General features: G+C 73.6%; 18 protein-coding genes. 11 read left to right on the top strand and 7 right to left on the bottom strand.

Annotated features, from left to right (window positions below; all coding sequences use genetic code 11):
• Positions 1-23 precede the first annotated feature (23 nt).
• The 3 genes from argC to lysW are packed head-to-tail and all read right to left on the bottom strand — an operon-like array spanning position 24 to position 2,201.
• Complete coding sequence (gene argC / locus ACFV9D_RS35380) at positions 24-1,043, bottom strand: N-acetyl-gamma-glutamyl-phosphate reductase (protein WP_385155871.1); 1,020 nt, start codon at positions 1,041-1,043, stop codon at positions 24-26.
• The gene (locus ACFV9D_RS35375; protein WP_385155868.1) at positions 1,040-2,020 is read right to left on the bottom strand and encodes a RimK family alpha-L-glutamate ligase; all 981 of its coding nucleotides are present in this window, start codon (positions 2,018-2,020) and stop codon (positions 1,040-1,042) included. Before ACFV9D_RS35375 ends, argC begins: the two co-directional genes overlap by 4 nt.
• Entirely contained in the window at positions 2,013-2,201 is a 189-nt protein-coding gene (gene lysW / locus ACFV9D_RS35370) for a lysine biosynthesis protein LysW (protein ID WP_385155865.1), read from the bottom strand. Before lysW ends, ACFV9D_RS35375 begins: the two co-directional genes overlap by 8 nt.
• A 144-nt stretch (positions 2,202-2,345) precedes the next feature.
• On the opposite strand from lysW, the gene ACFV9D_RS35365 reads away from it, so the two are divergent.
• The 9 genes from ACFV9D_RS35365 to ACFV9D_RS35325 all read left to right on the top strand — a co-directional run bounded on the left by ACFV9D_RS35365 (position 2,346) and on the right by ACFV9D_RS35325 (position 10,445).
• Positions 2,346-2,951 carry a hypothetical protein gene (locus ACFV9D_RS35365; RefSeq protein ID WP_385155862.1) on the top strand — a complete coding sequence of 202 codons (606 nt, stop codon included), beginning with the start codon at positions 2,346-2,348 and terminating at the stop codon, positions 2,949-2,951.
• Positions 2,948-4,030, top strand: coding sequence for a BtrH N-terminal domain-containing protein (locus ACFV9D_RS35360; protein ID WP_385155859.1), 1,083 nt, complete (start codon positions 2,948-2,950; stop codon positions 4,028-4,030). Before ACFV9D_RS35365 ends, ACFV9D_RS35360 begins: the two co-directional genes overlap by 4 nt.
• A 62-nt stretch (positions 4,031-4,092) precedes the next feature.
• Positions 4,093-5,385: a DegT/DnrJ/EryC1/StrS family aminotransferase gene (locus ACFV9D_RS35355; protein ID WP_385155856.1), complete on the top strand. Its 1,293-nt coding sequence runs from the start codon at positions 4,093-4,095 to the stop codon at positions 5,383-5,385.
• Positions 5,382-6,233, top strand: coding sequence for a transketolase (locus tag ACFV9D_RS35350; RefSeq protein WP_385155853.1), 852 nt, complete (start codon positions 5,382-5,384; stop codon positions 6,231-6,233). Before ACFV9D_RS35355 ends, ACFV9D_RS35350 begins: the two co-directional genes overlap by 4 nt.
• Positions 6,230-7,261: a transketolase family protein gene (locus tag ACFV9D_RS35345; protein WP_385155850.1), complete on the top strand. Its 1,032-nt coding sequence runs from the start codon at positions 6,230-6,232 to the stop codon at positions 7,259-7,261. Before ACFV9D_RS35350 ends, ACFV9D_RS35345 begins: the two co-directional genes overlap by 4 nt.
• 79 nt (positions 7,262-7,340) lie before the next feature.
• Positions 7,341-7,601 (top strand): acyl carrier protein, encoded by a 261-nt coding sequence (locus tag ACFV9D_RS35340; protein ID WP_385155847.1) that lies wholly within the window; start codon positions 7,341-7,343, stop codon positions 7,599-7,601.
• Positions 7,602-7,636: 35 nt separating this feature from the next.
• A complete protein-coding gene (locus ACFV9D_RS35335; protein WP_385155845.1) occupies positions 7,637-8,941 on the top strand; it encodes a cytochrome P450 in 1,305 nt (434 codons plus the stop codon).
• Positions 8,938-9,720, top strand: a complete 783-nt coding sequence (locus ACFV9D_RS35330; protein ID WP_385155842.1) for a thioesterase II family protein — start codon at positions 8,938-8,940, stop codon at positions 9,718-9,720. Before ACFV9D_RS35335 ends, ACFV9D_RS35330 begins: the two co-directional genes overlap by 4 nt.
• Positions 9,717-10,445: a sulfotransferase family protein gene (locus tag ACFV9D_RS35325; protein WP_385155839.1), complete on the top strand. Its 729-nt coding sequence runs from the start codon at positions 9,717-9,719 to the stop codon at positions 10,443-10,445. Before ACFV9D_RS35330 ends, ACFV9D_RS35325 begins: the two co-directional genes overlap by 4 nt.
• Before the next feature lie 134 nt (positions 10,446-10,579).
• Here ACFV9D_RS35325 and ACFV9D_RS35320 read toward each other — a convergent pair whose 3' ends face one another.
• From ACFV9D_RS35320 to ACFV9D_RS35305, 4 genes are read right to left on the bottom strand one after another with little or no spacing between them, the layout of a single operon-like run.
• Positions 10,580-14,065: an SDR family NAD(P)-dependent oxidoreductase gene (locus ACFV9D_RS35320; protein WP_385155836.1), complete on the bottom strand. Its 3,486-nt coding sequence runs from the start codon at positions 14,063-14,065 to the stop codon at positions 10,580-10,582.
• Positions 14,062-14,898 carry a thioesterase II family protein gene (locus tag ACFV9D_RS35315; RefSeq protein ID WP_385155833.1) on the bottom strand — a complete coding sequence of 279 codons (837 nt, stop codon included), beginning with the start codon at positions 14,896-14,898 and terminating at the stop codon, positions 14,062-14,064. Before ACFV9D_RS35315 ends, ACFV9D_RS35320 begins: the two co-directional genes overlap by 4 nt.
• Positions 14,895-18,056 (bottom strand): AMP-binding protein, encoded by a 3,162-nt coding sequence (locus ACFV9D_RS35310; RefSeq protein WP_385155830.1) that lies wholly within the window; start codon positions 18,054-18,056, stop codon positions 14,895-14,897. The genes ACFV9D_RS35315 and ACFV9D_RS35310 overlap by 4 nt, the downstream gene beginning before the upstream one ends.
• A complete protein-coding gene (locus tag ACFV9D_RS35305; protein WP_385155827.1) occupies positions 18,053-21,412 on the bottom strand; it encodes an amino acid adenylation domain-containing protein in 3,360 nt (1,119 codons plus the stop codon). Before ACFV9D_RS35305 ends, ACFV9D_RS35310 begins: the two co-directional genes overlap by 4 nt.
• 104 nt (positions 21,413-21,516) lie before the next feature.
• Between ACFV9D_RS35305 and ACFV9D_RS35300 the strand changes: the two genes are divergently transcribed.
• Complete coding sequence (locus ACFV9D_RS35300) at positions 21,517-22,710, top strand: acyl-CoA dehydrogenase family protein (RefSeq protein ID WP_385155825.1); 1,194 nt, start codon at positions 21,517-21,519, stop codon at positions 22,708-22,710.
• A gap of 2 nt (positions 22,711-22,712) precedes the next feature.
• Positions 22,713-23,735, top strand: a complete 1,023-nt coding sequence (locus tag ACFV9D_RS35295; protein WP_385155822.1) for an acyl-CoA dehydrogenase family protein — start codon at positions 22,713-22,715, stop codon at positions 23,733-23,735.
• Positions 23,736-23,795: the final 60 nt, after the last annotated feature.

The raw sequence follows: 23,795 nt of genomic DNA, 5'->3' as shown, positions 1-23,795 counted from the left end.
TCGGGTCGTTCACATGGGCCGGTTCACATGGGGTGCAGGCCGGGGAATGCCAGCCCGGACCGCTCCGGCAGACCGGCGGCGAGATTGGCGCTCTGTACGGCTCCGCCTGCCGCGCCCTTGACGAGGTTGTCGAGTGCCGCGACCGCGACGATCCGGTCGTCGTCGAGGTCGAAGCCGATGTCGCAGTGGTTGGAGCCGAGCAGCATCCGCGGCTCCGGCAGTCGGTGCAGGCCCTGGCGCTGCGCGACGAGCCGTACGAACGGCTCGTCGGTGTACGCCTTCCGGTAGGCGGCCCAGACCTCGGTGCGGGTGACGGCACGGCCCGGGCGGACCTGGGCGACGACCTGGACGCCGCGCACGGCGGGTACGGCCGTGACGGTCATCCGGGCGCGTACGCCGGTGTGCTGGGTGATCTCCGGCTCGTGGCGGTGGCCGACGGGCCCGTAGACGCGCAGGGCGGAGGCCCGTTCGGGGTGGTGACCGGCGAGGCCGGGGGTGTTGCCTGAGCCGCTGGAGCCGGTGCGGGCGTCGACCAGGACGTCGCCGTCCACGAGTGCCGCGTCCGCGAGGGGGCGCAGGGCGAGGATGGCCGCGGTCGCCATGCAGCCGGGCACCGCGATCCGGTCCGCGGTCCGCAGCCGGTCGCGGTAGAGCTCGGGAAGGCCGGGGACGAACGCGGTGGCGCCCGCGGCTCGGGCGGAGGAGCCCGCGCCGTAGTGCCGCCGGGCCGCCTCGGGGTCGTGGATCCGGAAGTCGGGGCTGAGGTCGACCAGGAGCTCGGCCCGCTCGCTCAGTTCGTCGAGCCGGGCGGCGAACTCACCGTGCGGCAGTGCGCTGAACAGGACGTCGACGCGCTCAAGGCGAGCGGGGTCGGTGAAGGCGAGCTCGTCCGTGCCCCGGAGGTTGGGGTGGGCGGTGTGCAGGGGCTTGCCGGTGTGGCGCCGGGACGTCGCCTGGACCAGGTCGAAGGTGGGGTGGCCGAGCAGCAGCCGGGCCAGTTCGCCTCCGACGTAGCCGGCGCCCCCGAGGATGCTGGCTCTCATGGGTTGTCGCTCTCCTGACTCGGTACGGGTCCGGCGGTGAGGGCCTCGCTCAGCAGGGCCTTGCTCAGCAGGGCCTTGCTCAGCGGGGCCTCGCTCAGCACGTGGTCGGCGAAGGCCTCGGCGATGGCGAGGGCGGTGGCCTCGTCGCCGACCGCCGCGCCCCGGAACTCGACGCCGCTGTTGACCTCGTTGACGAGCAGCCGCCCGTCGTCGCTCTCCAGCAGGTCGACCCCGAGCAGTCCGCCGCCGACGGCCTTGGCGGCCCGCAGGGCGAGGTCCTCGAGCTCGGGGGTGAGCGGGCAGCGGCTGGTGCGGGCGCCCCGTGCGACGTTGCCGATCCAGTGCTCTCCCGTCCGGTGGACGGCGGTCACGGCGCGGTCGCCCGCGACGACGACCCGGATGTCGCGCTGGGGCGTGCGGACGAACTCCTGGGCGTAGATGAGCTGTTGCTGCGGTGAGGGGAGGGACTCCTTGAGAGCGAGTACGCCCTCGGCGGCGTCGGCGTCGTTGATCTTGCACAGTCCCCGGCCCCAGGAGCCGTTGACGGGCTTGACCACCGCGGGCAGCCCGACCCGGCGCAGCGCCTCCTCACCAGCGGCCGGGGTGAGGGCCACGGCCGTGGCCGGGACGGGGAGGCCCGCGGCGTGCAGAACCAGCGTGCAGTGGATCTTGCTGTCGCAGACGGCCACGGTCGACGCCGAGTTGACCACCGGAATGCCGAACGCCTCGCACATACGGCTCACTTCGAGGCGCCGGGTGCCGGCGAGGGAGCGGTTGCACGCCACCCGCCACGCCGGTGCCGGGTCGCCGACCCGGTAGCTGAGCGTCCGGTCGTCGATCACGTCGACCGCCACGCCGCGCCTCCGGAACGCTTCGAGCAGCAGCTTCTCCTCGAAGCGCACCCGGGAGGCGATCAGCGCGACAGGCCGGCCGCCACCGGTACCGGCCTCCGCCCCGGTCCTGCTCAGGTCACTCACCCCAGTCCTCTTCGATCTCGGGGGCCAGCGCGAGAGTGACGGGCCCCACCGCGACGACCTCCAGTTCCACTGCGCAGCCGGTGCACACGACGATCTCGGTGACCTCGGTGTCCGCGGCCAGATCGACGCCCGCACCGCAGTCGGGGCAGGCCGCTCGTTCGGTCATGGTGTCCAGAGACATCACACACTCCATATCGAGTCTTGAAGTATCTTGCCCGCTCCGGGCGACTGACTCAATCTAAAAGCTACAGACTCTTCAAAGTCAAGCGAGACTCTATGTAGACTTCAGGGGTCAGCATCACTCTGTGCGTGGAGGGGGACCGAAGTGACTCTTCAAGTCATCGAACCGACCGGCGCGAGAAACAGGGAGGCGAGGGAGCACATACAACTGCCGCTGCGACTCACCGAACTGTTCAACAACGTCGCCTTCACCGGTCCGGACACCTTGGGCAACGGCCGGCTCAACGTATGGGGCAACAGCCTGCCCATCGGCACCCTGCCCACCGGCCGGATCCGGGTCTCCGGCGTCGAGTTCGACGTCTCCGCGCCCGACGGCGTCGCGCCCGACAACGTGCGCTGCACCGGCCAGCTCGTGCACCTTCCGGACGGCACCGCCGCCGACTGGCTGCACCTGCTCGTCACCTCCGAGCGGCGCTGCGAGGAGACCGTTCATCTGCACTACGCCTCCGGAGCCGTGGACCCCGAGTGGATCCGCGTCTCCGACTTCTGGCCCGCCACCGGGCACTTCGGCGAGGTGCTCGCGGCCCGCTCGGCCGGCATGCACTATCCGCACCACATCCAGCACGATCTCGGCGGTCAGGTCTGGTCGGTGCGCGTCCCGGCCGTACGCCGGGAACCCCTGCGCAGTGTGCGGCTGCCCGACAACGCCGCCCTGCACCTCTTCGCCATCACCGTGGAGGGAGTCCGATGACCGTCCTGGGCACTCCAGGCCCCGTCACAGAGGGCATCCAAGGCCCCGTCAGCATCACCCCCACCGGCCCGTACGCGGGCGCGGTGCCCGTGACCTCCTCCCCTGCCTGGTACGACGACCTCTGCAGCTGCCTCCAGGTCGACCTGGTGCACGTGCTGCGGCTCGGCGGCTGGGACCCGCTCCAGGCTCTCGGCAGCGGCTGGCGGCTGCGGGCCGTGCCCGAGGACTGCGAGCCCGTCGAGTTCTTCCACCCCGCGGGGGACGACCTGGCCTCCTCCTTCGGGATCTACCACCCGCTGACCCTGCGGTGGCACCGGCCCGGTGACGACGCCGAGGCCCACGACCAGGTGGCCGCCGCACTCGCCGACGGAGTCGTCCCCATCGTCTCGGTGGACAACTACCATCTGCCGTTCCGCCCGGCCTACCACGACGTGCACGCCGGACACCTCCTGATGGTGACCGGGTACGACCCGGACACCCGCACCTACCGGGTCCTCGACCCGATGCCGCCCGCCTACCGAGGGCCGCTGCCCCGCGAGGTCCTCGAGCGCAGCCGCTCCTCCGCCAACCCGGACGACGGCAGCGATCCCTTCTTCGCCGGGTCCGGGCCCGCCAGGCGCTGGCTGGAGGTCCGCCTCGAGGGGCCGCAGCCGGAACCGACCTGGTCATGGCTGCGCACCGCGCTCAAGACCAACGTCGAGTCGCTGCGCGGCGCGGAGGGGGACGGCCTGCCGGCCCTCGCCGCCTACTTCGACGCCCTGCCCGGCGCCGTCGCCGCCGATGGCGCGGCCCCGCTGCTGCGGACGTACCGCATCGGCTGGCCCGCGCAGGCCGAGGCCGGGCTGCACGCCCGGTTCCTCGCCGAGGCAGCCCGGCGCCTGGGCCGCTTCCGTCTCGCCGAGGCGGGCCGCGCCGTGGAGCTGGTCTCCCACTCCTGGACCGGCGTTCGCATCAGCGCGGCCCATGGCGAGGAGAACCCCGAAGAGGCCGCCCGCCAGGTCGTCGAACACGGCCGCACCCTGCTGCGCAGCTACGAAGCGGCCCTGCACGCGGTCGAGTCCGCGCTGGACCGGCCGTGACCGCCGAACGCGCCACGCACACGCCCACGACCGACGGACCCGAGAGAGACGGAACGACAGGCATGACGGAGCGACCGCACCAGCTCGCGATGCTCGGCGGACCCCGCGCGGTTCCGCCGGAGACAGCCGCGCCCCGGTGGCCGGTGGTCACGCGGGACGACGAGGAGGCCGTGGCCCGGGTCCTGGCCGGCGGGCGGCTGACCGCCACGGCCGAGGGCGAGGAGGAGGTGCCGGGCCTGGAACGGGAGTGGGCCGCCTACACCGGCACCGCGCACTGCGCGGCCGTGGGCTCCGGCACCGCGGCGCTCCAACTGGCCCTCGCCGCGATCGGCGTGGGCCCGGGCGACGAGGTGGTCGTGCCCGCAGTCTCGATGAACGCCACCGCCCTTGCCGTGGTCCAGCAGGGCGCGCGGCCGGTCTTCGCGGACATCGACCCGCAGACGTACACCATGGACGCGGACGCCGTGCGCGCCGTGGCGGGTCCGCGCACCAAGGCGCTGCTCCCGGTCCATCTGCACGGGCTGCCCGCCGACATGGACGCGCTGCGGACGATCGCCGCCGAGCTCGGCGCCGCGGTCGTGGAGGACGCCGCCCAGTCGCACGGAGCCGCCCACCGGGGCCGGCGCACCGGCGCACTGGGGACGGTGGGCTGCTTCAGTCTGCACCCCAGCAAGAACCTGCCCACCTGCGGCGAAGGCGGCCTGCTCACCACCGACGACCCGGAGATTCACGAACGCGTCCTGCGGCTGCGGCAGTTCGGCGAGGACCCGCACCCCCGGCGTACCCGCAGCTATGTGTCCCACACCGCCGGGTGGAACCACCGCATCGGCCCCGTGGAGGCGGCGTTCGCGCGCAGTCAGCTCACCCGCCTCGACGAGTACGGCCGCCGCAGGGCGCCCGGGATCCTGGCCTTCCTCGACCGGCTCGCCGCGCTGCCCGGACTACGGGTCCCGGTGGTTCCCGAGGGTTCCGTACACGCCTGGCACATCCTGCGGTTCCGGCTGGACCCGCAGGCCCTGGGACTGGCGGACGAGGACGCCGCCGCGCTGCGCCGGGCACTGCACCGGGCGCTGCGCGCCGAGGGCGTACCGGTGTCGCGTTACCAGGAGGCGCCGCTGCCGGCGCATCCCGCCTTCGCTCCGTACGTCCCGGCCGGCGCGCGGTTCCCGGTGGCCCACGCCGTGCTCACCGACTCCCTGTGCCTGCAGCGGCGCCACCTCGACCCCGACTCCGGTCCGGTGCTCGCCGCGTACGCCGACGGCTTCGAGAAGGTGTGGCAGCACCTCGACCTGATCCGCCGGATGGTGCGCTCGGCCCCGGCCGCCCGCGGCCGGCAGGAGGTGAGCGCCGCATGACCGTCCCCACCACCACCGAGCCGCTGCCGTCCTCCACGGAAGAGGCTTCGTCGGAGTCCACCGAGGAAGCCGCGCTGCGCATCCGCCGCAGCATCGTCGGCATGGCCGCCGGCCGGCAGGGCGCGCACCTGGGCGGCAGCCTGTCCTGCGCGGACATCCTGGCCGTCCTCTACTTCGACGTACTGAGTCTGCCCGGTGACTCGTTCGTGCTGAGCAAGGGCCATGCCGCCCCGGCCCTGTACGCGGCGCTCGCCGCCCGCGGACTGCTCGACGAGGCCGAACTGGACGGGTACGCCTCGCCCGGCAGCCGGCTGTTCGGACATCCGTCCCGCGGACTGCCCGGTGTGGAGTTCGCGACCGGCTCGCTCGGGCACGGTCTGGCGCTCGGCTGCGGTCTGGCGCTCGCCGGGCAGCTCCGAGTCGGCGCCGAGGAACGGGTCTTCGTCCTGATGGGGGACGGCGAGCTGCAGGAGGGTTCCGTGTGGGAGTCCCTGATGTTCGCCGGCCACCGCAAGCTGTCCCGGCTCACCGCGATCGTCGACCGCAACGGCCTGCAGCAGTCCGCCTCCACGGAGGGCTCGCTGTCCCTGGAGCCGCTCGGCGACCGGCTCCGGTCCTTCGGCTGGGAGGTACGGGAGATCGACGGCCACGACCACGGTCCGCTGCGCACGGCGCTCGCCACCCCCTCCGAAAGCGGCCGGCCGGTCGCCGTGGTGGCCCGTACCGTCAAGGGGCGCGGCATCCCGTTCCTGGAGAGCCGGGTGGCGAGCCACTACGCGACGCTGAGCCCGGCACTGCACCGGCGGGCACTTGCGGCGCTCCGCGCCGCGGGGCAGGTGGCCCGGTGACCGCGCCCACGCCCACGTCCGCAGCCGCACCCGCACAGCAGCGGCCCGCGCCCGCCGGTCCCCGGGAGGTGTACCGGGAGGCTCTGACCACGCTCGCCGCGGACGACGAGCGGGTGCTCTGCCTGGACTCCGACCTGGGCGGCCTGGACACCTCCTTCGGCGCCCGGTTCCCGGAGCGCTACATCAGCACCGGTATCGCCGAGGCGAACCTGTTCACCGTGTCGGCGGGGCTCGCCGCACGTGGGCTGCGCCCCTACGCCCACACCATGGCCACGTTCGCCGCGACCCGGGCCGCCGAGCAGCTGAAGCTCGACATCGTCGGTACGGGCCTGCCCGTACGGGTGGTGGCCACCCATGCCGGCCTTTCGGCCGCGCACTTCGGCAGCACGCACTACTGCCTGGAGGACCTGGCCGTCACCCGGGCGTTGCACGGACTGACGGTGGTCGTTCCCGCCGACGCCCGGGAGATCGGCCCCGCCCTGGCGGCGCTGCACGAGCTGGACGGGCCCTCGTACCTCCGGCTCGGGCGGTCGGCGACTCCCCCGGTGCACGGCGAGGCCGTCCCGCCGTTCCGGCTCGGCGAAGCCGTGACCCTGCGCGCCGGGAACGACGTCACGCTGGTCGCGTGCGGTCCGCTCCCGGTGCACTTCGCGCTGGTCGCGGCCGACCGGCTCGCCGAGGACGGGATAGCGGCCCGGGTGCTGCAGATCCACACCCTGGCCCCGTTCGACGAGGCGGCGGTCGCGACCGCGGCCGCCGAGACCGCCGGGCTCGTCACGGTCGAGGAGCACCGGCCGCAGGGCGGTCTCGGCGACGCGGTCGCGCAGGTCGTCGCGGCCCACGCCCCCCGGCCCGTGCTGCGGGTCGCGGTGACGGGCCCGTTGCCCACGCTCGTCGACGACCACGCCGGGCTGCTCGCCGCGACGGGGGTGAGCGCGGAGACCGTCCACGGCGCCGCGCTGCGCGCGCTGGCCCTGGCCCCGCCCGGCGCCGCCCGCCAGGCCCCCGGCCGCCGGGACCGGCCCTGAACCCGGCCCGGGCCCGTCCCGGCTCGTACCCGTCCGACTCACCGATCACGACCGGAAACCCATCGGAAGGCAGGCCCTCATGAGCACGCAGACCACGTCCGCCGGCCAGGCGTCGCAGGACTACGTCGCCGCCCTGTTCGCCCGGCTGTTGGGCGTCACCGCCCCCGGCCCCGACGACGACTTCTTCGTCCTGGGCGGGACCTCGCTCTCGGCGATGGACCTGATCGCGCTGATCGAGCAGGAGCGCGGAGTTCAGCTGCCCGTCCGCGACTTCTACCGCGGCACGTCCGTCGCCGAACTCGCCGCCACCCTCGATCAGCTGTCCGAAGCCTCGGCCTGAACCGGCCGCCCGGCCCCTCCCGGAGGAGACAACAGATGCGCCTTTCGACACCGCCGTTCGCCCCGGCGGACACCGATGTGACGGCCGTGGACTTCCTCGCCTCGACGTACTACACCGAGGGCGACCCGCACGCGCTGTGGACCCACCTGCGGGCCCACGACCCGGTCCATCACTTCACACCGTCCGACGGCCGGGAGCCCTTCTGGGTGGTCACCCGGCACGCGGACGTCAGCCGGGTGCTCAAGGACCACTCGGTCTTCTCCTCCCGGCGCGGGACCATGCTCTGCATCATCGACCTGTCCATGCCGGACATCGCCTCCGACCAGATGATGCCCGACACCGACCCGCCCCGGCACGGCCAGCTGCGCGACCCGCTCAACCGGGTGATGACGCCCAGGGCCGTCGCCGCCCAGGAGGAGACCATCCGCGGCATCGTCCGCGACATGCTCGAACCCGCCCTGGACGGCGAGGTGTTCGACCTGGCGCAGGCCGCGCTGATGTTCCCCATGGCCTTCACCGGCTCCATGATGGGCCTGCCCCGCGAGACCTGGGACCGCATGTCCCGGCTGACCACGATGACCATCGCCTACGACGACCCCGAGTACATGGAGAAGGCGCCCAAGCCCACCCTGCGCCAGGCGCACCACGAGCTGTTCTCCTTCTTCAGCGACGAGATCGCCCGCCGGGACCGTACGGACCCCGGCGACGACCTGATCGGCATCCTGCTGCGGATGAACCTGGAGGGCGAGCCGCTCACCGAGCGCCAGATCATGCTCAACTGCTACAGCCTGCTCCTCGGTGCCAACGTGACCACGCCGCACGTGGTCTCCACGACGGCCCTGGCCATGGCCGAGCACCCCGAGCAGTTGCGGGCCCTGAGGGAGAACCCGCAGCTGCGCGGCACGGCCATGGAGGAGCTGCTGCGCTGGTCGTCGCCCGCCAGCCACTTCATGCGGTACGCGACGGCCGACGTGGAACTCGGCGGGCGGACGATCCGGGCGGGCGACCCGGTCAGCGTCTGGCTGGGCTCGGCCAATCGTGACGAGCGCGTCTTCAAGGACCCGTTCACCTTCGACATCGCCCGTCGGCCCAACCGGCACATCGCGTTCGGGGTCGGACCGCACTACTGCATCGGCTCCGGCCTCGCCCGCCTCGCACTGCGGCTGTTCCTCGACGAGTTCGCCGAGCGGGTCGAGTCGGTCGAGCTCGTCGGCGAACCGGTGCACCTCGCGTCGAACTTCGTGGCCGGCTTCAAGCACATGCCGGTACGGCTGACACCGCGCGCCGGGACGGCTCCGGCACGCTCCTTCGCCGCGGCGGGCGCGGGGGCGGTCGCATGAGCGTCGCCGTCCCCTCCCCCACGTCGGCGAGCTGGCTGGAACGCCGGCGCCGAACGGCCGGTGCGCCGCCTCGGGTGGCGCTGTACTGCTTCCCGTTCGCGGGTGGCTCCGCCACGTACTACCACGCCTGGGCCGAGGAGTTCGGGTCCGACGTGGAGCTGGTGCCGGTGCAACTGCCGGGCCGCGGCGCGCTGATGGCCGAGGAGCCGGTTCCGAGCATGGCCGTGGCCGCCGACCTGGCGGCGGCGGCGATCGCCCGCTCGCCCGTCCCGGCCGCCCTGTTCGGCCACAGCATGGGCGCCATCCTGGCGTTCGAGACGGCGCGCCGGCTGGAGCGCCGTGGATATCCCGTACAGCATCTGTTCGTGTCCGGGCGGCCCTGCCCGACCGTGGTCCGCCCGCCGTCGCCGGTGAGCGACCTGCCGCGCGAGCGGTTCGTGGACATGCTGCGGGACTACGGCGCGGCGCCGGAGGAGGTCCTGGGCCACGACGAACTCCTCGACGTGCTGCTGCCGATGATCCGCGCGGACTTCCACCTCATCGAGAACTACCGGTACGAGCCCGAGATCGGTTCGCCGCCCCCGCTGGCCTGCCCGGTGACGGCCTGGTGCGGCGACCGGGACCCGGAGGTGCCGCCGGAGCTCATGGCGCGTTGGGGACTGGAGACGTCGGGGCCGTTCACGCTGGAGGTGCTCTCCGGCGGTCACTTCTTCCTCACCGAACACCGGACGCGGATCGTGTCCGCGGTGCACGAGCTGCTGCAGGGGGTGGGAAGGTGAACGGCGACGGTCGGCTGGTCATTCTGTGGAGCGCGCCGCGCTGCCGGTCCACCGTGTTCTCGCGCAGCATCGCCGAGCGCGGTGACTTCCTCGTCCTGCACGAGCCGTTCTCGCACCTCACGGACTTCGGCCGGGAGGAGATCGAGGGCGTGGTGTGCCGCACGGAGGCGGAGCTGATCGCGCGGCTGCTCGAACTGGGCCGGGAGCGGCCGGTGTTCGTCAAGGACACGACCGACTTCCGCTACCCGGGCGTGCTGGCGGACGCCCGCTTCCTGAGCGAGGCGCAGCACACCTTCATCGTGCGCGACCCGCGGGAGGCGATCGCCTCCCACTACGGGCTCAACCCCGAGCTCGGGCGGGACGAGATCGGCTTCGCGTGGCTCCGCGAGATCCACGACCGGGTCGTCGGGGCGACGGGCGCCGCGCCGGCCGTCGTCGACGCGGCGGACCTCGTCGCGGCGCCGGCGGACACGCTGCGGGCATACTGTGCCGCGATCGGCGTCCCGTTCCTGGAACATGCCCTGTCGTGGCGTCCGGGCGGGCTGCCCGGCTGGGAGAAGACCGCCCGCTGGCACCGCGACGCGAGCGGCAGCGACACGATCAGCGCCGCCGTCACCAGCCGTCCGCCGCTGGACGTCCCGGGCCATCCGCTGCTCGGCCCGTTCTACCGGCACCACCTCCCGCACTACGAGCACCTGTGGGAACGGCGCCTGCGCGTCTCCTGACGACGCGGCACCGCACCGCACCCGATGCCCCCGGCAGCCCTGCTGCCGGGGGCATCGGCGTGTCGCCCCACCGACAGACGACGACGGCGGCACCGGGCATCGGTGCCGCCGTCGCAGGAGCGAAACGGGTCGGGTCAGGTCAGGGCGCTCGCCAGGGCGCGGACCGTCGGGTGGTCGTAGACGGCGGAGACCGGAAGGGTCGCCGCGAAGCGTTCGTTCAGGCGGCCGATCATCCGCATGACGCGCAGCGAGTCGCCGCCCAGGACGAAGAACGTGTCGTCGCGGCCGACGCGCTCGACGCCCAGGACGTCCGCCCAGACCGCGGCGATCTCACGTTCGAGTTCGCCCTCGGGGGCGCTGTACTCGGCCCGCACGGGGCCCGCGGGACCGCGCCTGCGTACGCCGGTGACGTAGGGCGCGATGTACTCGTTGGCCGGGTCGGGTCCGGCGAGCAGACAGGTCGCCGGCTGCGCGAGGGCGGCCAGCAGAAGCTGCACGCCCCGCGCCGGGTCGATGCCGCGCAGCCCCCGGTGGCGCGCGGCTGCCGCCAGCGGACTGCCCTCGTTCATGCCGGTGCGGTCCCACATGCTCCAGGCGATGCAGCGGACGGTCCGGCCCTGGGCGGTCCAGCGTTCGGCGTAGCCGTCGAGGGCCGCGTTGGCCGCCGCGTACGCGCCGAAGGAGCTGCCCCCGAAGAAGCCGTTGACGGAGGAGAAGAGCACCACCGCCGTGTCGGGCCGTCCGGCGAGGAGCCGCTCGAGGGCCTGGGCGCCGCCCGCCTTGGGCCGCATCATCGCGGCGAGCCCGTCCGTCGTCTCCGCGGCCAGCGTATGGGCGTCGAGCGCCTCCCAGTGGTCGCGCACATCGGCTCCGGCCAGGTGCAGCGCGGCGTCCACCGGCCGGCCCCAGCGCCGCTCGGCAGCCGCCACCGCGGCCTCCAGCGCGGCGTCGTCGGCCGCGTCCACGGCCGCGTACGCGACCTCTCCCAGTTCCCTGAACTCCTCCAGTGCCGCCCGGCGTTCGCCGGTGAGCTCCGACTCCGGGGTGCGGCCGGTGAGCAGCAGCCGGGCGCCGAGCGCGGACAGCAGGTAGCCGGCGACCTCGCGCCCGATCCCGCCGAGACCGCCGGTGACGAGCGCGGTGCCGCCGGGAGGCAGGATCTCGCGGGGGACGGTGAGGGTGCCGGGCTCGGGCACGGGCCGCAGCCGCTGCACATGGGCGACGCCGTCGGCCCGTACGGCGCTGACGTCCTCCCCGGGCGCGCCGCGGACGGCGGCGACGGCCGCCGCGTCGTCGGCGTCGGCGGCGATGTCGACCAGGCGTACGGCGCCGACGGTCTGCTCGGCGCGTGCGGTGCGCACCAGGGCGCTGAGCGCGGCCCGGCCCGGGTCGACGGTGTCGCCGTCGGTGACGGCGGCGGCGTGGCGGGTCAGTACGGTGACCTTGGCGCGCGGGGAGCCGGCCGCCAGGGCGCGCAGCGCGAACAGGACGCCGGTCGCGACGCGTTGCGGATCGGGGGTCCCGGAGAGGTCGGCGGTGTACTCCCAGGCGTGCAGGACGTGCTCGGGTACGCCTCCGAGACCGGCGGCGATGTGGTCGAGCGCGCGGGCGTGCTGGCCGGGGTCGAGCGGGTCGATGGTGACGCCGAGCGCTCCGTCGGTGAGGAACGGGGAGCCGGGCGCGCCCGGCCGGACGACGGCGATCGAACATCCCGGTCCCGTCATGTCGTCGGCGAGGGCGACCGGCAGGGCGCTGCCTTCGGGGGCGTAGACGAGCAGGGCCTCCGCCGGGGGCCGGGCGGCGACGACCTGTTCCGTGCCGCCCTCGTGCCGGTCCTGCCGGACGGGCACCCAGACGGGTTCGAGGAGCCAGCTGCCGTCGGCCTCGTCCTCCGGGGTGGTGTCGTAGCGTCCCTCCGCGTACGCCGTGGCGAGTTCGGCGCGCTGGATCTTGCCGCTGGCGGTCTTCGGGAACTCGTCCTCGGAGAGGGCGATCACGGCGCGCGGGTTCAGGCCGATGTCCCGGGCGAGGGTGGTGGCGATGTCCTGTTCGAGGGTGTCCGGCGCGTGCTCGGCCGGTACGTGGAAGACGACCACGCCGTCCGTGTCGCCGTCCCGTACGGGGCAGGCCGCGGCCCAGGTGGCGCGGACGCCCGGGACGGACTCGACGACTGCCTCGACCTCGTGGGAGGGGTAGTTGGCGCCGTTGACGATGAGCATGTCCTTGCTCCGGCCGGTGAGGGCCAGCCGGCCGTTCAGCAGGAAGCCCAGGTCCCCGGTGTCGAACCAGCCGTCCCCGGTGAAGGAGGACGCGTTGGCGGCGGGGTTGCCGTGGTACTCGCGCAGCAGGGTCGTGCCGGAGATGTGCAGCTGTCCGACGTGGCCCTCGGGCAGTACCCGGCCGTCCTGGTCGACGATGCGCAGGGCGACTCCGGCGACGGGCGCGCCGACGTCGGTGAAGGTGACCGCCCGCTCGGAGTCGTACGGCACCTCGACGAGGTGGGTGTCGAGGGTGGCGGAGTCGACGCTGAAGGTGCCGACGGCGGGGTCGTCGGGGTCGAGCCGGGAGTAAGTGACTCCCGAGGAGGTCTCCGACATGCCCCAGCAGGGCACCATGGCGTCGGCGGGCAGCCCGTGGGGGCGGAGCAGCCGGACGAAGCGGCGGGCGGTGCGGGCGACGACGGCCTCGCCCGCGTTGCAGATGTTGCGCAGGGACGACAGGTCCCAGCTGCCCTGCTCGATGGCGTCGGCGTGCTCGTTCACCAGGGAGAAGGCGAAGTTCGGCGCCCAGGTGTTGCTGGCCTTCCACCGGTCGACCAGGTCCAGCCAGGTCAGCGGCCGGCCGACGACGCTCTCGGTGCGGGCGTTGATGTGCTCGCAGCGCAGGAAGACGTCCCGGACGTTGAACATGACGATGCCGCCGACGTGGTCGAGGGGCATCCAGTTGAGCGCGACGTCGTGCTCGGTGAAGCCGTTGGCGTCGATGGCCGCGTAGGTGCGGGCGACCAGGGAGCGGTTGGCGTGACGGACGCACTTGGGGATGCCGGTGCTTCCCGAGGTGAGCAGGTTCAGCACGTCCTGGTCGGGGGTGACCGGTTCGACGCGTCCCGGCGCGGAGGCCATCAGCTCCTCGACGGCGTGGACGCGGATCTCCGGTTCGTCCCACTGGGCGGCGAGCGAGCGGACCGGCTCGCGCAGGGCGCGGTCGGTGAGGACGAGGGGCCGGTCGAGCAGCGTCCATGCGGCGTGCAGCTTGCGGGTGACGGCGTTCTCGCGCGTGTAGTCGCGTGCCTCGCCCACCGGTGTGGGCAGGAAGCCGCCGAGTACGCAGGCCCAGAAGCCGGTGACGAAGGCGCGGTTGTCGCGGCACTGGAGCAGCACGGAGTCCCCGGGCCGCAGACCGAGTTCCTGGAGGCCGCCCAGGACGCGCAGGCCCTCGTCGAGGAGTTCGGCGTAGGTCTGCCGCTCGTCCGTCCCGTCGGCGCGTACGTAGACCGTTCCGCGTCCGCCGGCGGACGCGGCCGCCTGGAGGAGCGCCTCCTGGAGGGTGCGCGCGGCGCCGGGCGGCACCACGGGTTCGGGTCCCACGGCCAGAGCGGGCCGCGGCGGGGCTTGGGTCATGAGGCTTCCTCCAGGTCGGTGGGCGCGAGGGGCGGCCGGGCGGTCTCCAGTGCCGAGACCACGGCCGCCACGGCCTCCGGCGTCATGTCGTTGACGAAGTAGTGGCCCCCGGGCACGTGGACGACGTCCCGTGGCGGCGCGGTGGTGCGCTCGCCCCAGGCGGCGGCGTCGGCCTCGCTGACGACGGTGTCCGCGTCGCCCCGCACCGGCAGGACGGGGAACGGCAGCGGGGCGGCGTCGGGATCGCCCTGATGGGTCTCCCACAGGGCGAAGTCGGCGCGCAGCAGCGGCAGCAGGAACTCCATGAAGGAGGCGTTGGCGAGCAGCCGTTCGGGGAGGCCGCCGAGCGCGCGGACCCCGTCGAGGAACGCATCGTCGTCCAGGGTGTGCAGCGGCTGCGCGCGGGCCGGCAGGTGCGGGGCCCGGTGTCCGGCTGCGATCAGCAGCCGGGGCGGCTCGGCGCCGCGGCGCACCAGTTCCCGGGCGGTCTCCGCGCCCAGTACGGCGCCCGCGCAGTGCCCGTACACCGCGTACGGCACGGTGGTGTACGGGCGCAGGGCGAGCGCGCACGCGCGGGCGAGCGGTCCGACGCCGGAGGGCAGCGCGTCGCGCGCGCGGTCCTCGCGGCCGGGCGGCTGGACGGCGACGATCTCGATGTCCTCGGGCAGCAGTCCGGGCCAGGAGCGGTAGAGGGAGGCGCCCATTCCGGCGTACGGGAAGCACAGCAGCCGCAGCCGGGGGCGCCCCGGGCGCGCGGCGCGGCGCACCCAGGGCGATTCGGCGGTGAACACGGGCGGTGCGGGAACGCCGGGTGCGGGGACGAGCGTGGTCATGAGGCCCGCCTTCGGGTGATGGCCGGCAGGGCCGGGACGGCGGCCGGCTTGCGGCCCGAAAGGAGCCGTGCGAGCGCCGCGGGCGTGGGGAACAGGAACAGGTCCTGCAGGGACACCTCCAGCGGCACCCGCTGCCTCAGCCGCACCAGCATGCGCCCGGCGTCGAGGGAGCCGCCGCCGAGGTCCATGAAGTCGTCGTCGGCGCCGTAGCGGATCTCGCCGAGGACCTCGGCCCACAGTTCGGCGATCGTCGTCTCCAGTCCCTCCGCGGGGTTCCGGTACGGAGCGCGGACCCGCCACTGCGTCCAGTCCTCGGGAGGCAGGGCGCGGCGGTCGATCTTCTTGTTGGCGTTACGGGGAAGTTCCGCGAGGTGGACGAAGGCGATCGGGATCATGTAGTCGGGCAGCCGCTCGGCGAGGAAGTCCCGCAGCGCGGTGCCCGCGAGCCCGTCGTGGCCCGGCCTGGCCACCAGGCAGGCGACCAGCTGGGTGTCACCGGCCGCGGAGCGGACGGGTACGACGGCGGCCTCCGCGGTGCCCGGGTGGGAGAGCAACGCGGCCTCGACGTCGCCGAGTTCGACCCGGCAGCCGCGGACCTTGACCATGTCGTCGGTCCTGCCGTGGTGTTCCAGCAGTCCGTCGGCGCGGTAGCGGCCGAGGTCGCCGGACCGGTAGAGCCGGCTGCCCGCGGGGCCGTGCGCGTCGGGCCGGAACCGGTCCGCGGTGAGCGCCGGGTCCCCCCAGTAGCCCAGGGCGGCCTCCGGGCTGCCGAACCAGATCTCGCCGAGGGCGCCGACCGGCAGGAGTTCGCCCTCGTCGCCGAGGATCCGCATCCGGACCCCGGGGTTGGCCCGCCCGATGGGCGGCGGGGCGAGCCGGTCCTGCGCCGTCGCGGTGGAGGCGGTCAGGCGCTTCTCCCAGGGCTGCAGCGGGCTGGCGACGAACAGCGCCTCGTGGCAGCCGTAGCCGACGGCCACCTCGAACGGCAGGTCGGAGGGGCCCCATCGGTGCAGCTTCTCGCCGCCCATGATGAGGACCCGTACGGGTGTGTCCGGCGGCCAGGGGAGCCGCTGGAGGCTGTCCCCGATGGAGGTGACGACGAACACGGAGTGGATGCCGCTCGCCACGACCCAGTCCCGGAAGGCGGGCGGGTCGGCGAGGGTGCCGGGCTCGGCGACGTGGACGGTGGCTCCGACGACGAGCATCCGGGCGACCTCGGCCATGGTGGTGCCGAACCCGGTGGGGGTCGTCCAGCTGCCGCGGTCCCCCGGCCCGAGGAGCGTCGCGTCGGCGAACGAGGCGCCGGCGTGGACGATCACCCGGTGCTGGCCGTAGACGGCCTTGGGTTCGCCGGTGGAGCCGGACGTCTGCATGATGTAGGCGAGGTCGTCGGGGCGGACGTCCAGGCCCGGGTCCAGGTCGGGCAGGGCGGCCAGTTCGCCGTCGAGGGTGTCCCTGAGCAGGGTGCGGTCCGGCAGGACCCCGGCGGCGGGGGTGGCGGCGGCCGTGACCACCAGCCGGGGCGGCACCTTGACGAAGACGCTCTCCAGTCGGGCGGCCGGTGCCGCCGGGTCGATCGGGAGGACCACGCCGCCCGCCTTGTGCACGGCGAGGAGTGCCTCGACCCACTCGGCCGAGCGAGGCAGGCTGAGGGCGACGACGTCGCCGCGGCGCAGACCTCGGGCGGTCAGGTGGTGGGCCAGCCGGTTGGCGCGGGCGTTCAGTTCGCCGTACGTGATCCGCTCGGCGCCGCGGACCACGGCGAGGGTGCCGGGCGAACGCCGGGCGTGCTGCTCCACGAGCGTGTGCAGCGCGGCCTGCGGCTCCCAGCGGTCGGGGACGTCGCTGAACTCGTGGAGCAGCTCGTGGGTGTCCTGCTCGTCCAGCATGACGAGCCGGTGGTGCGGAGCGTCCGGGGCGTCGAGTCCGGAGCGCAGCAGCCGGGGGAAGTGGCGGGCCAGCGCGGTGATCGTGCGCCGGGCGAACACGTCGGAGCGGTAGCGGATCTCGGCGGCGCCGCCGGGTGTGATCACCAGCTCGAGCTCGGCCTCCGTGGCCGGGTCGGTGGCCTCCGTCGCGTTCCACTCGGCCGGCAGCGCCGGGCGCAGGGCGACGACGGAGGCGTACGGGCTCGGGCTCTGTTCGGAGACCAGTCGCCCGGCGAGCTGGGCGAGCAGCGGGACGGGCAGCGTCGCCTCGCCCAGCCCGCGTCGCACGCCCTCCGCCACCTGACCGGCGACCGCCCGCAGCCCACCTGTGTAGGTCACCACGGGGAGTACCTCGGCCACGGCCCCCCGGGGCCGGCGCCCCGGCCGTACCCGGTCGGTCTCCACCCCGACCACCAACTCGCCCGACCGCGACCATCGATGCAGCGCCAGCGTCCACGCGGCCACGAGCACCTCGCCCCCGGGCACGGCGCCGACCTGGCCACCGCCGAGCGCGGCGGCCGCGGCGAGGAGGTCGTCGGGAAGGACGAAGCGGTGGCGCGACCAGGCCGGGGGGCGGGCGTGGTCGCCAGGGGCGGGGAGGCGCGGGAGCGCGTTGTCGAACGGCACGCCGAGCAGCTCCTCGCGCAGCCGCGCGAGCTGATCGCCTGTCGGCCGCCCGTACTCGCCCGCCGGAACGGAATCGGGGCCCGCTGCCGGAGCGGACGCGCGGCCCGCCGCCGGGGCCGGCCCGCACAGGTCGGCGAGCCGGGACAGGAGGAGGCCCGCGTCCGCGTGGTCGACGAGCATGCGGTCGAGGACCAGGGAGAGGCGGAGGCCGGACGGGGTGGTGGCGATCAGGGCGCGCGCCAGCGTGGGGCCGCTGCCGCCGGGGTCCTCGTGCTCTCCGGGCTCGCTCTCGAACCGGTCCAGGAGGAGCGTGGCGGCGTCCTCCGGTACGTGCACCCGGCGGACCGTGATCCCCGCCGCGTCGGGGTCGACCACGAGGGACCCGTCGGGCCGCCGCAGGGTCGCCGCGAAACTGTCCGGGTACTCCGCGGCCAGCGTGTGCAGCGCCGCGTCGAGCCGCTCCTCGCCGATGTGCGCGGGCGGTTCGAGGCGCAGGGCGAGCCTGCGTACCCACGAGGTCCGCGCGACGGTGCGGAACCTCTCGAGCGCGGGGTCCACCGCCGTCCTGGCGTCGGCCGGGAACGCCGTTCCTTGGTCGCTCACGGGGTCACTCCCTTCGTCTTCGCTCCGGAACCGTCGTCCGCCAGCAGCGCGGCGACCTCCTCGTCGTCGCGGTTCTCCACCATCGCGAGCACGTCGAGGACGCTCTGCCGACGGCTGCGGGTTCGCTCCAGAAGGGCGTCCACCGCCAGGGCGGTACCGGACACGGTCGGGTTGCGGAAGAAGTCGGCGATGGGCAGTTCGACGCCGAACACGGCCTTGACCTTCGGTGCGATGCGGATCGCCTGGAGGCTGGTGCCGCCGAGGGCGAAGAAGTTGTCGTGGTTGCCGACCCGGGGTGTGGCGAGGAGCGGCTTGAACACCTCCTCGGCGAGGAGCCGTTCGGTCTCCGTGCGCTCGCTGTCGTCCGTGTCGTCGTCCAGCGGCGCGAACTCGACGGCGGGCAGCGCCTTGCGGTCCACCTTGCCGCTGGCGGTGAGCGGGATGTCGTCGAGCGGCACCAGGAACGTGGGGACCATGGTCGGCGGCAGCCGGTCCGCCAGGTTGGTCCGTACGGAGTCCAGGTGCAGCGGGCCGCCCGGCGCTCCGACGACGTACGCGACCAGGAGGTTGTCGCCGCGCGGGCCGGTCACCACATGGGCGACGGCCTGTCCGATCTCGGGGACGGCGAGCAGCGCGGCCTCGACCTCACCGAGCTCGATGCGTACGCCGCGGACCTTGACCTGACGGTCGACCCGCCCGCGGAAGACGATGTCGCCGTCGCTCTGCCAGCCGGCGAGGTCGCCGGTGAGGTACATCCGGGACCCGGGCGGCCCGTAGGGGTCGGGCCGGAAGCGCTCGGCCGTCTGGTCGGGCCGGCCGAGATAGCCGCGGCCGAGGCCGGCGCCGGCGACGGCGAGCTCGCCGCAGGCCGACGGGGGCAGCAGGTCGAGCTTCTCGTCGAGGACGTACGCCCGGTGGTTCCGCATCGCGCGGCCGATCGGCGGAGAGGCGTGCCAGGTGCCCTCGCACCGCTTGGCGATGACGGTGACCGTGGTCTCCGTCGGGCCGTAGCCGTTCCAGAAGGCCCGGCCGCCGGCCGCCCAGCGGGTGGTGAGCTCGCCGCTGAAGGCCTCGCCGCCGACGAAGCAGACCCGCAGCTCGGGGTAGTTCTCCGGGGCGAGCAGATCCATGATCGCCGGGGGGAGGTCGATCACGGTGATGCGCTGCTCGGCGAGGATCCGGTCGAGTACGGAGATGTCCCGGCGTTCGTCCTCGTCGGCGAGGTAGACGCTCGCGCCGGTGAGGAGCGCCCCGAAGAGCTCGAAGACGGAGACGTCGAAGCCGGTGGAGGCGAACGCGAGGAAGCGGTCGTCGGCGGTGAGACCGAACATCTCCTGCGTGGTGCGGACGAAGTTGGTGACGTTGCGGTGCTCGACGAGGACGCCCTTGGGACGGCCCGTGGAGCCGGAGGTGAAGATCGAGTAGGCCAGGTCGGCCGGGTCGGTCAGGACCTCCGGTGCGGCATCCCGCTCCTCCGCGTCGAGGGCCTCGAGATCGATCAGCTGCCAGGAGCCGTCGGGCAGTTCACCCGCGGTCGTGGCGTCCCCGAGGACCACGCGTACCCCGGCGTCCGTGAGGACGGCCTCGTTGCGGGCGGCCGGGTTGCCCAGGTCGAGCGGCACGTAGGCGGCACCGGACTTGAGGACGGCGAGGACGGCCTCCGCGAGTCGCGGGGTGCGGCGCATGGCGACGCCGATGAGCTCGCCGGGGGCGGCGCCGAGTTCGGCGAGCCGGTGGGCCAGGGCGTTGGCCCGGCGGTCCAGTTGGCCGTACGTGAGCGTGCCGTGCGGACCGGTGACCGCGATGCGGTCGGGGTGGGCGGCGGCCGTGCGGGCGAACACCCCGTGCACGGTCTCCGCCTCGTCCGGGTCCGAGGTGTCCGAGTCGCCGGCAGGGACGTTCCAGCGGGTCAGGATGGCGCGCCGCTCGTCCTCGGTGGCCAGCGGGGCGCGGGTGAACGACGCCTCGGGGTCGGCGCAGAGGGTGCGCAGCTGGCCGAGGTAGCGGTCGAGGAAGAGTCTGGCCGTCTCGGGGGCATAGAGGCTGGTGGCGTAACGGACCCTCAGAGCAGGTGCACCGGAGCCGAGTTCCGCGGAGAGGGCGAACTCGAAGGGCGAGCTGCCGGTGTCGAGCTGCTCCAGGGTGATGGTGAGGTCCCCGGCGTCGGCCTGCCGCTGGGCGGGCGGCGTGATCTCGAAGCCGATCTGGACGAGCGGCAGCCTGCCCTGGTCCGGTTCGACTCCGGCTGCGGACAGCAGCTCCTTGAAGGGAAGACCGCCGTGGTCGTCGGCGGCGATCCGGGCCTCGTGCGTGAGGCGGACCAGATCGGAGAAGCCGGTGGCGCCGTCGGTGTCGACACGGACGGGCAGCAGCTGGCCGCAGTCGCCGACCAGCAGGTCGGGGTCGAAGGCGCCGAAGACGTCACCGGGCACCCCGATGAGCAGGTCGGTACGCGAGGTCAGGCGGCCGACCAGCGCGAAGTAGGCGGCGAGCAGCACGTCCTGGTCCGGGACCCCGAGCCGGCCGGCCAGTGCGGCGACGGAGCGGGAGAGCGGTTCGTCCAGGGTGCGCTGCACGGTGCCCGCGGTGAGGTCGAGGACGAGTCCGCGCGGCCGGTCGGGGGCGATCTCGGTGCTCTCCCAGCCGGAGAGGGCACCGCGCCACCAGTTCCAGTGGTCGGACGCCTCCTCGGAGGCCGCCCACTCCCGCTGCCAGGCGGCGTAGGCGCCGAACTGGGGCCGGTCCGACCGGTCCTCGTGCGGTGCGGTGCGGCCGGCGGGGGATCCGCCGGTGCGCACTGCGTAGGCGGCGGCGAGGTCGCGCAGGACGACGTCGGCGGACCGGGGGTCGAAGACCAGGTGGTGGGAGAACCACAGCAGGACGTGCCGGTCCTCGGCGACCTTCAGCAGCCGCAGCCGGACCAGCGGCCCGCCGTCCAGGTCGAAACCGTGGCGCAGTTCCTCACGGGCCAGGGCTTCACAGCGCTCGGGCAGCCGCTCCTCGCCGACCGTCTCGGCGGTGAGCCGGCCACCCGGCCTCCCCCGTACGATCTGCTCGCCGGAGGGGTGGTCGTGCGGGAACACCGACCGGAGCACCGTGTGCCGGTCGAATGTCTCGTCGAGCGCGGCGGACAGCGCGTCCTGGTCCAGGTCGCCGTGCAGCGTGTAGGCGAAGGCAAGGGCGTACCGGCTGTCGCCTGGTGACACCTTGTCGAAGACCCACAGCTGCTCCTGGCGGAAGGTGAGGGGCGACACCCTGGTTCCGCGGTCCACATTGCCGATTCCCTGAAGGAACTGCTCTCGTCGCTCGGCGGGCAGACTTCGCAGCCGGCGCAGGAGCTCGCTCTCTTGTGTCATCGCGGCCTTCCCCCAACTCGGGTTACATGTCGACTTCCATCAACAGTCTTCGTTGATTATGTTGACTGTAGTACGGTGAGGAAAGTCTCGACAAGGGTGAGGCCATGGACTTCAGCATTCTGCGGACAACAGACGAGTTTCGCCGTGAGCTGCGCGAGGTGCTGTACTCGCCTGCCGTCGACGACCTGGTCAATGCGGTCGCGGCGCGGGCGGACGGGATGGACGGCGATGCCCGTGAGCTCTATCGGCACTTGGGCAAACACGGGGTGCTCGCCCCGGCGTGGCCCTCCGAGTACGGCGGAAGGGACGGTGATTTCACCGAGACCGTCGTCCTGATGGAGGAGCTTGTCCAGCGTGGTGTTCCACAGAGTCTCTACTTCATCTCCGTTCAGATTGTAGGGTCGCTCATCCTGCAGTCCGGTACGGAGGAGCAGAAGCTCGCTCTGCTGCCCCGGCTCGCCTCGGGTGACCTCGCGGCGTGCATCCTGTTCACCGAGCCGGACAACGGCTCCGACCTCGCGGGCGTCGTCACGCGCGCCGAGCAGGACGCCCGTACCGGCGAGTGGACGGTGAACGGGCGCAAGAAGTTCAACCTCAAGACCGCCTACGCGGATGTGGCGCTGATCGCCGCCCGCACCGACGACTCGGTCAGCCAGTACGAGGGCATCAGCCTGTTCCTCGCCCCGCTCTCCGCACCTGGGGTGACGGTCCGTCCGCTGCCCAGCCTGGCCGACGAGCAGTTCCACGACGTCTCCCTGGACGGGGTCCGGCTCGACGAGGACGCCGTACTGGGTGCGCCGGGCGAGGGGTGGTCCCTGATCACCGGGATGTTCTCGGCGGAGCGCAGCGGTGTCGACTACTACGCCCGCGGCCTGCACTGGCTGCGGCTGGCCGAGGAGCAGCTGGCCGTGGGCGGCCGGCAGGCGGGTGAGGACGAGGCTTCGGGTCTGGCCCGGCACTGGGCGCGGCTCGACGCCGGGCGGCTGCTCACCAGCCGTGCGCTGCAGCGCCTGCAGGAGCGGGAGCCGGACATCGCCGAGGCGTCGCTGGCCAAATGGCACAACTCCGACACCGCGCAGAAGATCGCGTGGTGGTCCCTGGAGCGCCTGGGTCTGCCGGTCGCGGCGGGCGGACCGCAGTCCTCGCCCACCGAGGTACTGGAGGCGGCCTACCGCGAGGCGGCCGGCATGACCATCTCCGGCGGCGCCTCCGAGGTGCTGCTGGAAATCGTGGCAGGCGCCCGCCTGCATCACGAGTCCGACCACGATCACGCCCATGCCGGCAGGAGGCAGCGCTGACCATGGACCTGCATCAGGATCCGATCCAGAGCCGGATCGCCGACGCCGTCGCCCTCGCCCTCACCCATACCGGGGAGGCGCGGCGCGAACTGGCCGCGGTCGGCGTGCCGGCCATCGGGCTGCCGGTCCCCCTCGGCGGCATGGGGCTCGGCCTGACCGCGGACATCGCGGTCAACCGGGAACTCGGCCGCGCCCTGGAGACCGTGCCGGAGCTGCGCGAGACCGTACTGTGCCTGGAACTCCTCGCGGACGCCGGGGTCGACGGACTGGGGGACGTGCTGTCCCGCATCCACGAGGGCGTGGGTACCGCCGTCAGCATCGGTCTGCACGGACCGACGACCGTACGCCTGGACGGTGACGGGCTGCTGTGGGGCACCAGCGAGACGCTGCCCGCGGCCGACTGGGACATGGCGCTGGTACGGGCCGCCACCGACGGCGGGGGCCACCGCTGGCTCCTGGTGCGGCCGGACGGGGCGACCGTGCACCGTGAGGAGGCCACGCTGCTCGGCGCTCCGGCGGCGCGCTGGCGGTTCGAGGCGGCGGCCGGCCAGCCCGTGCCGGTCGTGGAGGCGCAGCGGCGGCGGGCGGTCGACGCGGCGCGGGTGCGGCAGGCCGCGCTGCTCCTCGGGATCGCGAGCCGGGCCCTGGACACGGCCCGTGCCCATGTGGGCCGGCGCCTCCAGTTCGGCAAGCCGCTCCTCGAGTTCCAGACCGTGAGCCACCGCATCACCACGCTTCTCGGCGACGCCGACGGCTGGGAACTGCTGCTCAACGAGACGGCCTGGGCGCACGACCGCGACGCCGGGGCGCCCGCCGCGGCGCCGCAGATCCTCGCGGCGGCGGCGGAGCACGCGCTGAAGGCCGCACGGCTTTCGCTCCAACTGCACGGCGTACGGGGCATGCTGGCGCACTCGGTTCCGGCGACGGCCTACCGGCTGGCGACGGTCGAGGCGGTGCGGCTCGGTCCGCCGGCCGGCCTCTGGCTGGAGGCGGGCCGGGCGAGGCTGGCCGGCGCGAGGGCCTGAGCCGGCCGGTACGAACGAAGGAGCCCTGCCCGGCGTCCACCGGGCAGGGCTCCTTCGTTC

Origin of the sequence: Streptomyces sp. NPDC059875 (assembly GCF_042731085.1) — a bacterium.
Taxonomy (GTDB): domain Bacteria; phylum Actinomycetota; class Actinomycetes; order Streptomycetales; family Streptomycetaceae; genus Streptomyces.
This window is presented reverse-complemented; position numbering and strand designations above follow the sequence as displayed.

What these genes read in the sequence shown, in the direction of transcription:
- ACFV9D_RS35295 (WP_385155822.1), top strand. Translation starts at nt 22,713, where the DNA reads ATGGACCTGCATCAGGATCCGATCCAGAGCCGGATCGCCGACGCCGTC.
- ACFV9D_RS35330 (WP_385155842.1), top strand. Translation starts at nt 8,938, where the DNA reads ATGAGCGTCGCCGTCCCCTCCCCCACGTCGGCGAGCTGGCTGGAACGC.
- ACFV9D_RS35350 (WP_385155853.1), top strand. Translation starts at nt 5,382, where the DNA reads ATGACCGTCCCCACCACCACCGAGCCGCTGCCGTCCTCCACGGAAGAG.
- ACFV9D_RS35300 (WP_385155825.1), top strand. Translation starts at nt 21,517, where the DNA reads ATGGACTTCAGCATTCTGCGGACAACAGACGAGTTTCGCCGTGAGCTG.
- ACFV9D_RS35360 (WP_385155859.1), top strand. Translation starts at nt 2,948, where the DNA reads ATGACCGTCCTGGGCACTCCAGGCCCCGTCACAGAGGGCATCCAAGGC.
- ACFV9D_RS35355 (WP_385155856.1), top strand. Translation starts at nt 4,093, where the DNA reads ATGACGGAGCGACCGCACCAGCTCGCGATGCTCGGCGGACCCCGCGCG.
- ACFV9D_RS35315 (WP_385155833.1), bottom strand. Translation starts at nt 14,898, where the DNA reads ATGACCACGCTCGTCCCCGCACCCGGCGTTCCCGCACCGCCCGTGTTC.
- argC (WP_385155871.1), bottom strand. Translation starts at nt 1,043, where the DNA reads ATGAGAGCCAGCATCCTCGGGGGCGCCGGCTACGTCGGAGGCGAACTG.
- ACFV9D_RS35335 (WP_385155845.1), top strand. Translation starts at nt 7,637, where the DNA reads ATGCGCCTTTCGACACCGCCGTTCGCCCCGGCGGACACCGATGTGACG.
- ACFV9D_RS35320 (WP_385155836.1), bottom strand. Translation starts at nt 14,065, where the DNA reads ATGACCCAAGCCCCGCCGCGGCCCGCTCTGGCCGTGGGACCCGAACCC.
- lysW (WP_385155865.1), bottom strand. Translation starts at nt 2,201, where the DNA reads ATGTCTCTGGACACCATGACCGAACGAGCGGCCTGCCCCGACTGCGGT.
- ACFV9D_RS35340 (WP_385155847.1), top strand. Translation starts at nt 7,341, where the DNA reads ATGAGCACGCAGACCACGTCCGCCGGCCAGGCGTCGCAGGACTACGTC.
- ACFV9D_RS35305 (WP_385155827.1), bottom strand. Translation starts at nt 21,412, where the DNA reads ATGACACAAGAGAGCGAGCTCCTGCGCCGGCTGCGAAGTCTGCCCGCC.